Source organism: Kitasatospora sp. NPDC056138, assembly GCF_042264695.1.
In the GTDB taxonomy this organism is placed as follows: Bacteria; Actinomycetota; Actinomycetes; order Streptomycetales; family Streptomycetaceae; genus Kitasatospora.
On record NZ_JBHJVK010000013.1, the window covers coordinates 66,717 to 80,042 of the forward strand.

A 13,326-nucleotide genomic window follows, 5' to 3' on the forward strand; every position below is an offset into this window, starting at 1 on the left:
CCAGGGGGCCGGGCCTTCCGCGTACGGTCAGTCCTCGCCGAGGTACGCCTTGCGGACGGACTCGTCGTGGAGCAGGTCGGCGCCGGTTCCGGTGAGGACGATCCGGCCGGTCTCCATCACGTAGCCGTGGTCGGAGAGCGAGAGCGCGGCCTGGGCGTTCTGCTCGACCAGCAGGATGGTGGTCCCGGCGGCCTTGAGCTCGACGATGGTGGCCATGATCTTCTGCATCATCAGCGGGGACAGCCCCATCGAGGGCTCGTCCAGCATCAGCAGTTTGGGTCGGGACATCAGCGCGCGGCCCATCGCGAGCATCTGCTGCTCGCCGCCCGAGAGGGTCCCGGCGGCCTGGCGGCGCCGTTCCCCGAGGATCGGGAAGAGGGTGTAGGCGCGTTCGACGTCCTCGGTGATGCCGGCCGGGTCGCGGCGCAGGAAGGCGCCGAGGAGGAGGTTCTCCTCGATGGTCATCCGGGGGAAGATGTGGCGTCCCTCGGGGGAGTGGGCGAGGCCGAGCGAAACGATTCTGTGGGCGGGGACGGTGTGCAGGGCCTGGCCGTCGAAGGTGATCCTTCCGCCGGTCGGTCTGAGCAGGCCGGAGACGGTGCGCAGGGTGGTGGTCTTGCCGGCGCCGTTGGTGCCGATCAGGGTGGTGACCTCGCCCTGGTTGACGGTGAAGCTGATGCCCTTGACGGCCTCGATCTTCCCGTAGGCGACGCGGAGGTCCTCGACCTCCAGAAGGGCTGTCACTGTTCTGCCTCCGTGGTGGTACCGGTCTCCTCCAGCGGTGCGCCGAGGTAGGCGGTGATGACGCGCTCGTCGTTCTGGACCGTTTCGCGGTCGCCTTCGACGATCTTCTGGCCCTGGACCAGGACGGCGGTGCGGTCGCAGAGGTTGAAGATGAACCGCATGTCGTGCTCGATGACCAGGACGGCGACGCCCTTGTCCCGGATGGCGAAGACCAACTCCTCCGCGGCGCGGGTCTCCTGGGGGTTCATCCCGGCGGTGGGCTCGTCCAGCAGCAGCAGTCCGGGGTCGCTGGCCAGGGCCCGGGCGATCTCCAGTTTGCGCTGCTCGCCGTAGGGGAGGTTGCGGGAGAGGTGGTCGGCCTTGGCGGCGAGTCCGGTGAACTCCAGGAGTTCCATGGCCCGCTCCCGGCTCTCGGCCTCGGCGCGGCGGTAGCCGGGACCGCGCAGGACGGCGGAGAAGAGCCCCTCCCTGGTGCGGGTGTGCCGGCCGACCAGGACGTTCTCCAGCACTGTCATGTTGGCGAACAGCCGGATGTTCTGGAAGGTGCGGGCGATCCCGGCCTGGGTGACCAGGTGGGGCTTGGGCGGCAGGACGGTGCCCTTGAAGCTGACGGTCCCCTCGGTCGGGACGTACAGGCCGGTGAGGCAGTTGAAGAAGGTGGTCTTGCCGGCTCCGTTGGGGCCGATCAGGCCGATGATCTCGCCTTGGCCGACGGTGAGGTCGACGTTGTTGACGGCGGTGAGGCCGCCGAAGCGCATGGTCACGCCCCGGACGTCCAGCAGCGGGGTGTTCTGCGGCGGGGTGTCCTGCGGCGGCACGGCGGTGGTGCTGGTCATCTGGCGGTTCACGCCCCTGCCTTGGTGAGGAGGGCTCCGGGGGAGGTCTGGGCGGGGATGTCCGCTTCGTGGAATTCGAGCTGTCGGCGCCGGTTGGCGATCATGCCCTCGGGACGGACCCGCATCAGGACGATCAGCGCGATGCCGAAGGCAAGCAGCTGGTAGTCGGAGAGGAACTCCAGCTTCTTCGGGATGAGGAAGAGCAGGGTGGCGCCGAGCAGGGGCCCGCTGATGGTGCCCATGCCGCCGAGGATGACGGCGGCCAGCAGGAACGCGGAGTTGGGCGGCAGCGCCTCGGCGAAGGTGTACTGGTCGGGGGTGACGGTGTAGCTGACGTGGGCCTGGACGGTTCCGGCGAGTCCGGCGAGGCAGGCGCCGAGGGCGAAGGCGAGCAGCTTGAGCCGGAAGCCGTTGATGCCCATGGCTTCGGCGGCGGTCTCGTCCTCGCGGATGGCGACCCAGGCACGGCCGATCCGGGAGTTGCCGACCCGGGCGAAGACCAGCACGACGAAGGCGGTGACCAGCAGCATCAGCAGGTAGTAGTTGGAGAAGCGGCCGAGTTCGATCCCGCCGACGGAGTGCTTCTCGCCGAGGTTGAAGCCGAGGATCTCCAGGTCGGGGATGCGCGGGATGCCGTTGGAGCCGTTGGTGACCTTGGGACCGGTGGTGCCGTTGAGGTTGTTCATGGTGATGCGGAAGATCTCGCCGAAGCCCAGGGTGACGATGGCGAGGTAGTCGCCGCGCAGTCGCAGGGTGGGTGCGCCGATCAGTACGCCGAACACGATGGACACCGCCGCGCCGGTCAGCATCGCTGCCCAGAACGGGAACTGGACGTGGATCGGGGAGGCGGGCGAGCCGGAGACCAGGGCGGCGGCGTAGGCGCCGACGCCGAGGAAGGCGACGTAGCCGAGGTCGAGCAGTCCGGCGAGGCCGACCACGATGTTCAGGCCGAGGGCGACGGTGGCGAAGATCAGGATGTTGGTGGCGACCGAGGTGTACTGGTCGCTGGTCTGGGTGAACGGGAAGCCGGCGGCTGCGGCGAAGGCGGCGCCGGTGGTGACCGCGCGGTGTTTGACGGTCAGTGCGCGCAGCCGGGCGATCAGGCCGGACCTGGTGAGTGCGGCGACGGTGAAGCCGGCCAGCAGCAGGTAGCCGGTGAAGAGTTCGCCGTAGTCGGTGTCGATGCCGTAGGTGATCGCGTAGAGGCCGACGGCGAAGGCGGCGACGATGAGCAGGACCTCGACCCAGGAGGGGAGTTCGCGTACGGCCGGGAGCGGACGGTCGACCTTGGCGAGGCGCAGCCCGAGGTACCGGGTGGCGCCCTGGCCGGTGCCGCGCGGGTGGCGGTCCAGGGGGAGGCCGAGGGCGCCGGCCACGGCGAGCAGGCTGGTGGCTCCGGCGATCCAGCCGCCGGGTTCGAGGTTGGCGAGGCCGCCGAGTTCGGCGGAGATCGCGATCAGGGTGAACCAGGTGGTGACGGCGGTGCCGAGGGCGGCGTGCAGGACGCCGTTGTTGCTGCCGCTGGGGCTGGTCCAGCGCAGTCCGGGGACGCCGTGCGAGGCGAGCGCGAGGACGAGGGTGACCAGGGCGCCGGTGAGGGTGAGCCACTGGAGGCCGCCGGGGTAGCCGGTGACGGTGAGGTCACCGGGGAAGTCGGCGGTCCAGGTCCAGGAGAGGAAGCCGGAGGCGAAGGCGCCGACGGCGCCGGCCAGGACGAGGGCGCGGGCGGCGGTGAGCGGGACGGGGAGGACCGGGGTGGTCTCGGTGCCCCCGGTGGTGGTGCTGCTCATGGTGGTCACGCCCTGTCCGCGCCGCGCTCGCCGAGCAGCCCCTGGGGCCGGGCGAGCAGCACGACGATGAGGAGTACGAAGGCCCAGACGTCCTTCCAGGCACCGCCGCCGAACAGGTGCATGCCGGGCAGGTGCTGGATGTAGGCGGTGGCGAGTCCTTCGGCGAGGCCGAGGACGATGCCGCCGACCATGGCTCCGTAGATGTTGCCGATGCCGCCGAGGACTGCGGCGGTGAAGGCCTTGAGGCCGAGGATGAAGCCCATCCTGAAGTCGACCTGGCCGGTGCGCAGTCCGTAGGCGACGGCGGCGACGGCGGCGAAGGCGGCGCCGATGGCGAAGGCCATGACGATGATCCGGTCGGTGTCGATGCCCATCAGCTTCGCGGTGTCCGGGTCCTGGCTGGTGGCCTGCATGGCGCGGCCGGAGCGGGTGCGGGTGACGAACCAGCCGAGGATGAGCATGCAGACGGGTGCGGCGGCGATCAGGAAGAGGTCGCTGCGCTGGATGGTCATGCCGAGGACCTGGAAGGGGTCGCCGGGGATCCGGGGGAAGATCCGGGCCTTCTTGGCGTCGGGGTAGAAGGAGAAGACGAGTTGCTGGAGCACGATCGACAGGCCGATGGCGGTGATCAGCGGGGCGAGCCGCGGGGCGCCGCGCAGGGGCCGGTAGGCGAAGCGTTCGGCGCCGATGGCGACCAGGGTGGAGACGAGGATCCCGGCGAGGAGCATGAGCGGGACGGCGAGCCAGAGGGTGGTGCCGCCGGGCAGGGCGAGGTAGGCGGTGAGGGCGCCGAAACCGCCGACCATGAAGATCTCGCCGTGGGCGAAGTTGATGAGCTGGACGATGCCGTAGACCATCGTGTAGCCGATCGCGATGAGTCCGTAGAGGGCTCCGAGGATCAGGCCGTTGGCCAGCTGTTGCGGTAGTTCGTGCACCGCTCGGCCTCCGTTGTGCGTTGTGCGCGGGGTGGGTTTGGTTGCGCGGGGGCGGATCGCGCCCCCGCGCCGGCGGTCAGGGCCCGATCGGTGGTCAGCCGGTGAAGGTGCCGGAGGATTCCACCGCCCACTTGCCGTCCTGGACTTTGTAGACGGTGAGCTGCTTGTTGGTGGTGTCGCCGAACTCGTCGAAGGAGACCTTGCCGGTGACCCCGTCGAAGCTGACCTTCTGGACGGCGTCGACGACCTTGCTGCGGGCGTCGCCCGGGAGCTTGCCGTTGTTGGCGGCGACGACGGCCTTGACGCCCTGGATGATGGCCCAGGCACTGTCGTAGGAGTAGCCGCCGTAGGTCTCGTACGGGTCCTTGAAGCCGGCGGCGGCGTAGTCGGAGATGAACTTGGACGCGGAGGGCAGCTTCTCGACCGAGAGGCCGACGGCGGTGGCCAGGTCGCCCTGGCTCTTGGGGTTGAGCTTGATGAACTCGGCGCTCTGGACGCCGTCGCCGCCCATCAGGGGGATGTCGACGCCGGCGTTCTTGAGCTGGAGCGAGAGCGGGCCCGCGGCCGGGTACTCGCCGCCGTAGTAGACGGCGTCGGCGCCGGAGCTCTTGACCTTGGTGACGATGGCGCTGAAGTCGCGGTCGTCGGGGTTGACGTGCTCCTCGCCGACGATGTTGCCGCCGAGCTTGGTGTACTCGCCCTTGAAGGTGGCGGCGAGGCCGGCGCCGTAGGTCTTCTGGTCGTCGATCAGGAAGACCTTGGCCTTCTTGGCGTCGTTGTACAGGTAGCGGGCGGCGAACGGGCCCTGGACGGCGTCGGTGGTGGCGGTGCGGAAGTAGGTCTTGAACGGGCGGACCTTGGTGCCGCTCGCCCACTTCTCGCCCTGGCTGAGGGCGACGCCGGTGTTGGCGGGGGAGACCTCGACCAGGTTGGCGTCGTTGAAGATCTGCTGCATCGACTGGGCCACGCTGGAGTTGAGCGGTCCGACCACGCCCAGGACGTTCTTGTCGGCGACCAGCTGGGTGGCGTTCTGCTGGCCGGGGGCGGGTTTGGCGGTGTCGTCCAGGGCCTTGATCTCGAACTTGACGCCGGGCACCTCGTTGGCGGTGTTGGCGTTCCTGACCGCGAGGTCGACGGAGTTCTTGATGCCGAGGCCGAGGGCGGACAGGTCGCCGGTGAGCGGGGCGTCGACGCCGATGACGACGGTGGTGCCGCTGCCGGCGTTGTCGGAGCCGCCCTTCTTGTCGTCACGTGAGCCGCACGCCGAGACGGTGAGCGCTCCGATGACTGCGATGCTCACGACAAGCAATGAACGATGACGCACGAGGGTTCCCTTTCTGCGGAGGGCACCCGGCCGGGCGTGGCGGGGCGCCAGAACGCGCACTGAGGCCAGGGCCCGATCCGTCGGCGCGGTGACTGGGCGTGACTCTAGAGCGCCTTCGGCGGCTCGGGCAGGGGGCCGGACAGGCTGTGATTCTCTTGTTATCCGATTTTGTCCGCGCGGTATCGCATGTCGATCTCTCCGCCCGGCCGGATTTCGCCGGTCGGCGGGCGGCGTGCGGCCCTCACCGGGCCCGGAGCTCGAAACTTCGCCGACCGTAGGGGAGTTCGGAATCCGGACGCCGGCGTCCGGTCCGCTCTGGTCGGGCACCGGTGTCCGGATATCGGAGTACGGGCAGGCCGGACGGCGGAATCCGGGAGCATTTCCGATGGAGTCCTCTTCGGAAAGCCGACGGAAAGTCCGGATTTCACGACCATTACGCAGTGTTACATCGCTTCGGCGTCGGGCGGGATCGACAGGATCGGCCGACGGTGCGTCAAGTCGGTTGAACGACCAGGTGGAAGCCCCCCTCGCACCCCTCGGTTCCGGCGAGGCTGCCCACCTGGTGCGCGTCTCAAACAGAGAGACGGCCGGTGGCCCGCGGGGCTCGGGTGACTCACGAGGCGGGCGGGGCTGGGGAGTTGACTTCCGGCTGCGGGTCCTAGCCCCGGCGGCCGGTGGGGCGGGGCGGGCGGCCCGCACCGGGTCGACGGTCGAAAGTCCGGCGCGGCGCGGGAGTTGGGGCGGGCGGGGGCCGGTGGGCCGCGGCGAACCGGTCGGTGCGCCGACGCGGTGAGGGTGGCGGCCCCGTCCGTCCGGTGGGTGAGGGCGGCGGGGGGACTGTGCGGAGCGGCCGGCGGTCTCCGCAGGGCCGGGCCCGCAGGGCCGGGCGCACCGTCTCGCGAGCTCCCCCGCGCCCCGGGCCGGGGGCGCGGGGCGCGGGCTGCAGGTCCCGGGCTACAGGTCCCGGAGCATGCAGGTGAGCCGGCAGCTGGTGACCCGCTTGCCGGTGTCGTCGGTGATGGCGATCTCGTACGTCGCGGCGGTGCGGCCCTTGAAGACGGCCGTGGCCACGCCGGTCACCAGGCCCGAGGTGGCCGAGCGGTGGTGGGTGGCGTTGAGGTCCACGCCGACCGCGTAGCGGCCGGGGCCGGCGTGCAGCATGGCGCCGACCGAGCCGAGCGTCTCCGCCAGCGCCGCCGAGGCGCCGCCGTGGAGCAGTCCGTACGGCTGCTGGTTGCCCTCGACCGGCATCGTGCCGACCACCCGGTCCCCGGACGCCTCCACGATCCGGATGCCGAGCCGGTCGCCGAGGTGGCCGCCGGTGAAGGTGGACGCGTCGACGCCCAGTTTCGCGAAGTGGTCGAGAACGTCCTGCGGGACTTTCAGAACCGGTGCCGCGTCGGTCATGGTGCTCCTGCCGTTCGAGGGTCACGTCGTCGTGCGTCTTGAGCGTGCTGCCTGTGATCGTACGACCGGTCCGCCGCCCGGGGAGGGGCGCCCGTGCGCGTGCTCGCGGGCGTTGTCGGCGCCGGGCCATAGGATCGGTGGCGAGAAGTGGAATCGGCAGGAACGGACGTTGACGTGGCTACGCAGAGTGCAGGCAAGAGTGCGCCGGGTGGCGCTGCGGGGCAGCGGCCCCGGCTGATGCTGCTCGACGGGCATTCGATGGCGTACCGGGCGTGGTTCGCGCTGCCCGTGGAGAACTTCAGCACCTCCACCGGCCAGTCCACCAATGCGGTGTACGGCTTCGCCTCGATGCTCGCCAACACCGTGCGGGACGAGCAGCCGACCCACCTCGCGGTCGCCTTCGACCTCTCCCGGAAGACGTTCCGCTCCGAGGAGTTCCCCGACTACAAGGCCAACCGGGCCAAGACGCCGGACGAGTTCAAGAGCCAGATCGGCCTGATCCACGAGCTGCTCGACGCGATGAGGATCTCCCGGATGTCGGTGGAGAACTTCGAGGCGGACGACATCATCGCCACCCTCGCCACCGCCGCCGCGGCCGAGGGCTTCGAGGTGCTGATCGTCACCGGTGACCGCGACTCGCTGCAACTCGTCAGCGAGCACGTCACCGTGCTCTACCCGACCAAGGGCGTCTCCGAGCTCACCCGCTACACCCCGGAGAAGGTCGCCGAGAAGTACGGCGTCACGCCCAGCCAGTACCCCGACCTGGCCGCGCTGCGCGGCGACCCGTCCGACAACCTGCCCGGTATCCCCGGGGTCGGGGAGAAGACCGCCGCGAAGTGGGTCAACCAGTTCGGCTCCTTCGACGAGTTGGTCGCCCGCGCCGACGAGGTCAAGGGCAAGATCGGTGAGAAGCTGCGCGAGCACCTCGACTCGGTCAAGCGCAACCGGGTCCTCACCGAGCTGGTCCGGGACGTCGAACTCCCGCTCGGGGTCACCGACTTGGAGCGCACGCCGTTCGACAAGGGCGCCGTCGGCGAGATCCTGGAGGCGCTGGAGTTCCGCAACCCCAACTTCCGCGACCGCGTCTACGGCGTCGACCCGGGCGGCGCCGAGGAGGCCGCCGAGCTCGCGGCCGCCCCGGGTGTCGCGGTCGAGGGCGAACTGCTCACCGAGCCCGGCGCCCTCGCCGGCTGGCTGGCCACCCACGGCAAGGGCCTGATCGCCGTCGCCGCCGTCTACGAGTGGGCGCTGGGCACCGGCGCCGTCCAGGAGGTCGCCCTCGCCACCGGGGAGGAGGCCGCCTGGTTCGACCCGGCGCAGCTCACCGAGGCCGACGAGCGCGCCTTCGCCGGCTGGCTCGCCGACGCCGAGCGCCCCAAGGCCCTGCACATCGCCAAGCAGGTGATGCGCGCCTTCGCCGAACAGGGCTGGCAGATCGCCGGTGTCACCGCCGACACCGCGCTCGCCGCCTACCTCGACAAGCCGGGCCGCCGCACCTTCACCCTCGACGTGCTGGCCGAGGAGTACCTGGCCCGTTCGCTCGCGCCGGCCGCCGCCGTCGAGAGCGGCCAGCTCTCCTTCGACGCCCCCGAGCACGATCCGACCGCCGGCGCCCAGGCCCTGATGACCCAGGCCCGCGCCGTGCTCGACCTCGCGGCGTACTTCGAGGCCAGGCTCGCCCAGGTCGGCGCCGACAGGCTGATGCACGACATGGAGCTGCCGATCGCCGAGCTGCTGGCCCGGATCGAGCGCACCGGTATCGCCGCCGACCGCGAGTGGCTGACCACCATCGAGTCGCAGTTCGCAGCCGAGATCCAGCGCTGCGTGGAGGAGGCGCACGCCGCCGCCGGGCACCCGTTCAACCTCGGCTCGCCCAAGCAGCTCCAGGAGATCCTCTTCGGGGAGCTGGGCCTGCCCAAGACCAAGAAGATCAAGACCGGCTACACCACCGACGCCGACGCGCTGACCTGGCTCGCCACCCAGACCACCAACGAGCTGCCGGTCATCCTGCTGCGCCACCGCGACCAGGCCAAGCTGCGCACCACCGTGGAGGGCCTGCTCAAGACGGTCTCGCCGCAGGGCCGGATCCACACCACCTTCAACCAGATGGTCGCCGCCACCGGCCGGCTCTCCTCGCAGGACCCGAACCTGCAGAACATCCCCGTCCGCACCGAGGAGGGCCGGATGATCCGCCGCGCCTTCGTGGTCGGCGAGGGCTACGAGGCGCTGCTCACGGCCGACTACTCGCAGATCGAGCTGCGCATCATGGCGCACCTCTCCGAGGACGAGGCCCTGATCGAGGCCTTCGCCAGCGGCGAGGACCTGCACACCACGGTTGCCTCCCAGGTCTTCGAGGTCGCCCCCGAGGCGGTCGACGCCGAGATGCGCCGCAAGATCAAGGCGATGTCCTACGGCCTCGCGTACGGGCTCTCCGCGTACGGGCTGTCCCAGCAGCTCGGCATCAAGCCGGCCGAGGCCCAGGGCCTGATGGACACCTACTTCGAGCGCTTCGGCGGCGTCCGCGACTACCTGCGCCGGGTGGTGGAGGAGGCCCGCGCCACCGGTTACACCGAGACCCTGCTGGGCCGCCGCCGGTACCTGCCCGACCTCACCAGCGACAACCGCCAGCGGCGTGAGATGGCCGAGCGGATGGCGCTCAACGCCCCCATCCAGGGCTCGGCCGCCGACATCGTCAAGATCGCGATGCTCCGGGTCGACGAGCAGCTGCGCCGGGCCGGGCTCCGGACGCGGATGCTGCTCCAGGTGCACGACGAAATCGTCCTCGAGCTGGCGCCCGGCGAGCGCGAGCAGGTCGAGAAGATCGTCCGCGAGCAGATGGCCGGGGCGTACCCGCTGCGCGCGCCGCTCGACGTCTCGGTCGGCATCGGCGCCAACTGGGAGACGGCGGCGCACTGACGCGCGTCGGACGGCGGGTGGCCGGGGGTGGCCGCCCGCCGTCCGACGGCGTGTCAGCAATCCCCTTGCGGGCGGGTTCCGGGCCGGGGACGCTGGGGGCATGGGTGCTGACACCGTGGTGGAGCGCGGGCCGGACTCGACCGCCCTGGTCTTCCGCCGGGGCGGCGGCACGCGGGGTTTCGCGCGCCGCCAGGTACTGCGCAGCGGTGGGCCGGCGCTGCTGACCCTGTTGCTGCTGGTCCCGGCCGCCGTACCGGTGGTGGCGGCGCTCCTGGCGCTCGGGTCCGGTGCCGCCGTGGCGCTGTCGGTCGCCGCCGTCCTGGTGGTCGCCGGGGTGGCCGTCAGCTGGGTGCGGCAGGCCCGGGAGGCACTGGGGCAGATCCGCCGGGTGGAGTTCACCCCGGCTCAGGCCCCCACGGCACTGCGGTTCGTCCGGGCGGGCGAGCCCGGCGCCTGGCTGCCGATCACCGAGCTGGAGCGGATCGTCCTGGTCCAGTGGACCATCCGGCCCGCTCCGGGCGACCTGCGCTCCGCCGTCGGCTTCTTCACCGTCCGGCTGGTCATGCGGTACGGGGTGGAGAACCCGCGCCTGGTCCGGCACCGGTCGGATGCGCGCCGCCTGGCCAGGGCCCTGCAGGCGCTGCTCGCCGTGCGCGGTGTCCCCGTGGAGCTGGAGACCCGGCGGCTGGTGCGCCGACGGCCGCGGGCGGGCGGCTGGGCCGGTGGCGGTTCGGCGGTGGCCGGTCCTCGGTGACCCCGGAGCCGTGACGTTTCGCCAGGTGGCCAACATCCGGTGAATGTTCACCGCAGAAAATGGTCTTGATGGGTCATCAGCTATTCACTGCACGGGATCTACTCGCATAGATCCGGTTCTGCTGTCATGGATGGAGCTCTCGAACTCCGACGAGCCCACAACGCCGCCTCCCCCCACAGGAGCCCTCATGTCCAGCACCCGGAGACTCGCCGCGCTCGCCCTGGCCCTCACCACCACCGGCCTGGCGTTCGGCGCCGGTTCGGCGAACGCCGCGACCCGGCCCGTCACCCCCACGTGCAGCCAGGCCCAACTGCCGCTCCCGGACTCGAAGTGCCAGCCCGGAGCGCTCAACCCGGCCGTCACCCAGGCCACCGTCGACTCCACCATCTGCGTCCCCGGTTACACCGCCACGATCCGCCCCTCGACCTCCTACACCAACGCGCTGAAGGTCAAGCAGATCACCCAGTACGGCTTCCAGGACACCAGCACGGCGGACTACGAGGAGGACCACCTGATAGCGCTGGAGATCGGCGGCAACCCCACCAGCCCGCAGAACCTGTGGCCCGAGCCCCGGTACGCGGTCAACGGGAAGACGGCGGGCAACAAGGACACCGTGGAGAACAAGCTCCACACGGCGGTCTGCGCTCACAAGGTCGGCCTGGCGGCCGCCCAGAACGCGATCGCGACCGACTGGACCACCGCGCTGTCCGTTCTCGGCCTGGGCTGACCGGCCCGGTCCGGACCGCCGGAACGGGGCCAGGTCGCCGGGTACGGCCGGACCGGCCGGCCGGTCCGGCCGTACCCGGGTCAGCACGGGGTGCCTCGGGGCCAGGTGTAGCGCGCGTCGATCCGGTAGTTCCCCGGGGCGGGGGCGTCCAGCATGGTCCAGTCCCCGTCCCGGGCGAGGCAGGCGCCGCCCGGCCCGTGCACGGAGAGCCAGGGCGACCAGGCGATCCTGACCCGGACCGGGCCGGGGGCGGAGACCGCGAGCACGACCCGGGCGGCGTCGGCCCGCTCGACCGTCGCGTCCGGCGCGGCCAGCGGGACGGCGTCGGTGAAGCGGTACAGCCGCCAGTCCCGGTCGTGCCACACCTCCTCCAGCCAGGCCGGACCACTACGGATCAGGGCCGCCTCGGCCCTCCCGCCGTCGTCGGTCGCACCCTCGGGCAGGGCGACGTAGTGCACGGCCCAGCGCCGCAGCCACTCGTGGTAGCCCGCCGCGTCGAGGGTGCCGTCGTAGAAGAGCGGGTTGCGTTCGACGTCGACCTGGCGGTTCCAGCCCCGGGCCAGCAGGGCCGTGTCGACCAGTCCCCACGACTCCCAGTGGTTGAGCATCGGCACCGCTTCGAGGCGGCCCTGGCCGGCGGGCAGCCGGTGCAGTTCGGCCACCAGCCCGGTGGCCCGCCCGGACGGTGTCGGCGCGGGCAGGCCGACGATGTTCCCGCTGACCGTCCAGCACCCGGTCGCCGCGAACGCGGCCAGCAGGGCCGCGAGCCGCAGCCGGGACCGGGCCGGACCGGCGCACAGCGCGGCAAGGGCCACCACGCTGCCGAAGAGCAGTCCGAGCCGCTGGACGTTGGCGCCGATGGGCGTGTCGAACGCCCAGGTCAGGACGGTGCCCAGGGCATAGAGCACGGCGCCGGCCCGGATCCTGCGCCAGGACGTCGGGCTGACCACGAGCACGGCGGCCGAGCAGGCGACGCAGGCCGCGACGGTGGGCGCCGAGATCGGATCGATCCCGGTGAAGGGGAACAGCAGGGCCGTGGCCAGCACCACCAGCGGCGGCGGCACGGCCAGCGCCCATCCGGTCCGGCGCCGCCCGGTGAGCAGCAGCGCCGCCGCCGCGACCTCGACGAACAGCCCCGCCACCGGACTGCCCAGGGTGGCGAGCAGCGCGAACACGGCGGCCCCCGCCACCCGCCGCCACCCGGTGGCGCGGTCCCCGCCGGCCGCCACCAGCGCGGCCAGCGCGAACCCGGTGCCGAGGGCGAAGGTCACCCGGCCGGCGGCCACGTTGCAGGACAGCGCGAAGGCCCCCCACAGGACCACCGGGAGGGGTCGCCGGACGGGTGAGCGCAGCACGAGCACGGCGAGCAGGGCGGCCGAGGCGGTGGCGGAGGCCACCGCGACCGTGCGCACCCCGAGGAGCGCCATCAGGCCGGGTGCCAGCAGGCTGTACGAGGCGGGGTGCATCCCGCCGTACCACGCCAGGTCGTACGCCGATCCCGGGTGCCGCGCCGCGAAGTCCGCCCACGCCCACTGGGCGGCGAGGTCCCCGCTGACCGAGGCCAGACAACGGGCCCACAGCAGGTTCAGCAGCAGTGCGGTCGCTCCGGCGGCCCACACCGGCCGGTACGAGCGGGGCCTCCCGGTCGGCGCCGCTGTCCGTGGGGGGCGTACGGGCGCCGGGGGCGCGGGAGCGTACGCCGGTTGCAGAAGGGCCACTGTGCTCGGTTCTCTCGTGGTGGAAGGGGATGCCGGCGCCGCCCGGCTGCCCCTGACGGCGGGCGGCGTGCGAGGGGCGGCTTCGTCGGCCGTGCGGCCGCAGCGGTGGCGACTGGCGGTCAGAGGCCGGCGGAGTGGTGGCGGCTGGTGGTCAGGTGTCGGCGCAGCGGTGGTG

At 71.6% G+C, this 13,326-nt stretch carries 10 protein-coding genes; 3 read left to right on the forward strand and 7 right to left on the reverse strand.

Going from position 1 to position 13,326, the window contains the following annotated elements:
* Window positions 1-27 precede the first annotated feature (27 nt).
* From ACFC1R_RS11785 to ACFC1R_RS11810, 6 genes are all read right to left on the reverse strand, one after another.
* Window positions 28-744, reverse strand: coding sequence for an ABC transporter ATP-binding protein (locus ACFC1R_RS11785; RefSeq protein ID WP_045299162.1), 717 nt, complete (start codon window positions 742-744; stop codon window positions 28-30).
* Window positions 741-1,580: an ABC transporter ATP-binding protein gene (locus ACFC1R_RS11790; protein ID WP_375936583.1), complete on the reverse strand. Its 840-nt coding sequence runs from the start codon at window positions 1,578-1,580 to the stop codon at window positions 741-743. Before ACFC1R_RS11790 ends, ACFC1R_RS11785 begins: the two co-directional genes overlap by 4 nt.
* Before the next feature lie 8 nt (window positions 1,581-1,588).
* Window positions 1,589-3,370, reverse strand: a complete 1,782-nt coding sequence (locus ACFC1R_RS11795; RefSeq protein ID WP_375936586.1) for a branched-chain amino acid ABC transporter permease — start codon at window positions 3,368-3,370, stop codon at window positions 1,589-1,591.
* 5 nt (window positions 3,371-3,375) lie between these two features.
* A complete protein-coding gene (locus tag ACFC1R_RS11800) occupies window positions 3,376-4,305 on the reverse strand; it encodes a branched-chain amino acid ABC transporter permease (protein WP_375936589.1) in 930 nt (309 codons plus the stop codon).
* 94 nt (window positions 4,306-4,399) lie between these two features.
* Window positions 4,400-5,629, reverse strand: coding sequence for an ABC transporter substrate-binding protein (locus ACFC1R_RS11805; protein ID WP_375936592.1), 1,230 nt, complete (start codon window positions 5,627-5,629; stop codon window positions 4,400-4,402).
* A gap of 954 nt (window positions 5,630-6,583) precedes the next feature.
* On the reverse strand, window positions 6,584-7,036 hold the full coding sequence (locus tag ACFC1R_RS11810; RefSeq protein ID WP_375936595.1) for a PaaI family thioesterase: 453 nt from the start codon (window positions 7,034-7,036) through the stop codon (window positions 6,584-6,586).
* Between the two features lie 237 nt (window positions 7,037-7,273).
* Between ACFC1R_RS11810 and polA the strand changes: the two genes are divergently transcribed.
* From polA to ACFC1R_RS11825, 3 genes are all read left to right on the forward strand, one after another.
* Window positions 7,274-9,952 carry a DNA polymerase I gene (polA, locus tag ACFC1R_RS11815; protein ID WP_375936727.1) on the forward strand — a complete coding sequence of 893 codons (2,679 nt, stop codon included), beginning with the start codon at window positions 7,274-7,276 and terminating at the stop codon, window positions 9,950-9,952.
* A gap of 100 nt (window positions 9,953-10,052) precedes the next feature.
* Window positions 10,053-10,706 carry a hypothetical protein gene (locus tag ACFC1R_RS11820; RefSeq protein WP_375936598.1) on the forward strand — a complete coding sequence of 218 codons (654 nt, stop codon included), beginning with the start codon at window positions 10,053-10,055 and terminating at the stop codon, window positions 10,704-10,706.
* Between the two features lie 187 nt (window positions 10,707-10,893).
* Window positions 10,894-11,433 (forward strand): hypothetical protein, encoded by a 540-nt coding sequence (locus ACFC1R_RS11825; RefSeq protein WP_375936601.1) that lies wholly within the window; start codon window positions 10,894-10,896, stop codon window positions 11,431-11,433.
* Between the two features lie 80 nt (window positions 11,434-11,513).
* Here the strand turns inward: ACFC1R_RS11825 and ACFC1R_RS11830 are convergent, their stop codons facing one another.
* A complete protein-coding gene (locus ACFC1R_RS11830; RefSeq protein ID WP_375936604.1) occupies window positions 11,514-13,052 on the reverse strand; it encodes an MFS transporter in 1,539 nt (512 codons plus the stop codon).
* Window positions 13,053-13,326: the final 274 nt, after the last annotated feature.

Bases quoted from the DNA above. Each gene is read 5' to 3' on its own strand.
- ACFC1R_RS11790 (WP_375936583.1), bottom strand. From the start codon at position 1,580: ATGACCAGCACCACCGCCGTGCCGCCGCAGGACACCCCGCCGCAGAAC.
- ACFC1R_RS11795 (WP_375936586.1), bottom strand. From the start codon at position 3,370: ATGAGCAGCACCACCACCGGGGGCACCGAGACCACCCCGGTCCTCCCC.
- ACFC1R_RS11810 (WP_375936595.1), bottom strand. From the start codon at position 7,036: ATGACCGACGCGGCACCGGTTCTGAAAGTCCCGCAGGACGTTCTCGAC.
- polA (WP_375936727.1), top strand. From the start codon at position 7,274: ATGCTGCTCGACGGGCATTCGATGGCGTACCGGGCGTGGTTCGCGCTG.
- ACFC1R_RS11820 (WP_375936598.1), top strand. From the start codon at position 10,053: ATGGGTGCTGACACCGTGGTGGAGCGCGGGCCGGACTCGACCGCCCTG.
- ACFC1R_RS11825 (WP_375936601.1), top strand. From the start codon at position 10,894: ATGTCCAGCACCCGGAGACTCGCCGCGCTCGCCCTGGCCCTCACCACC.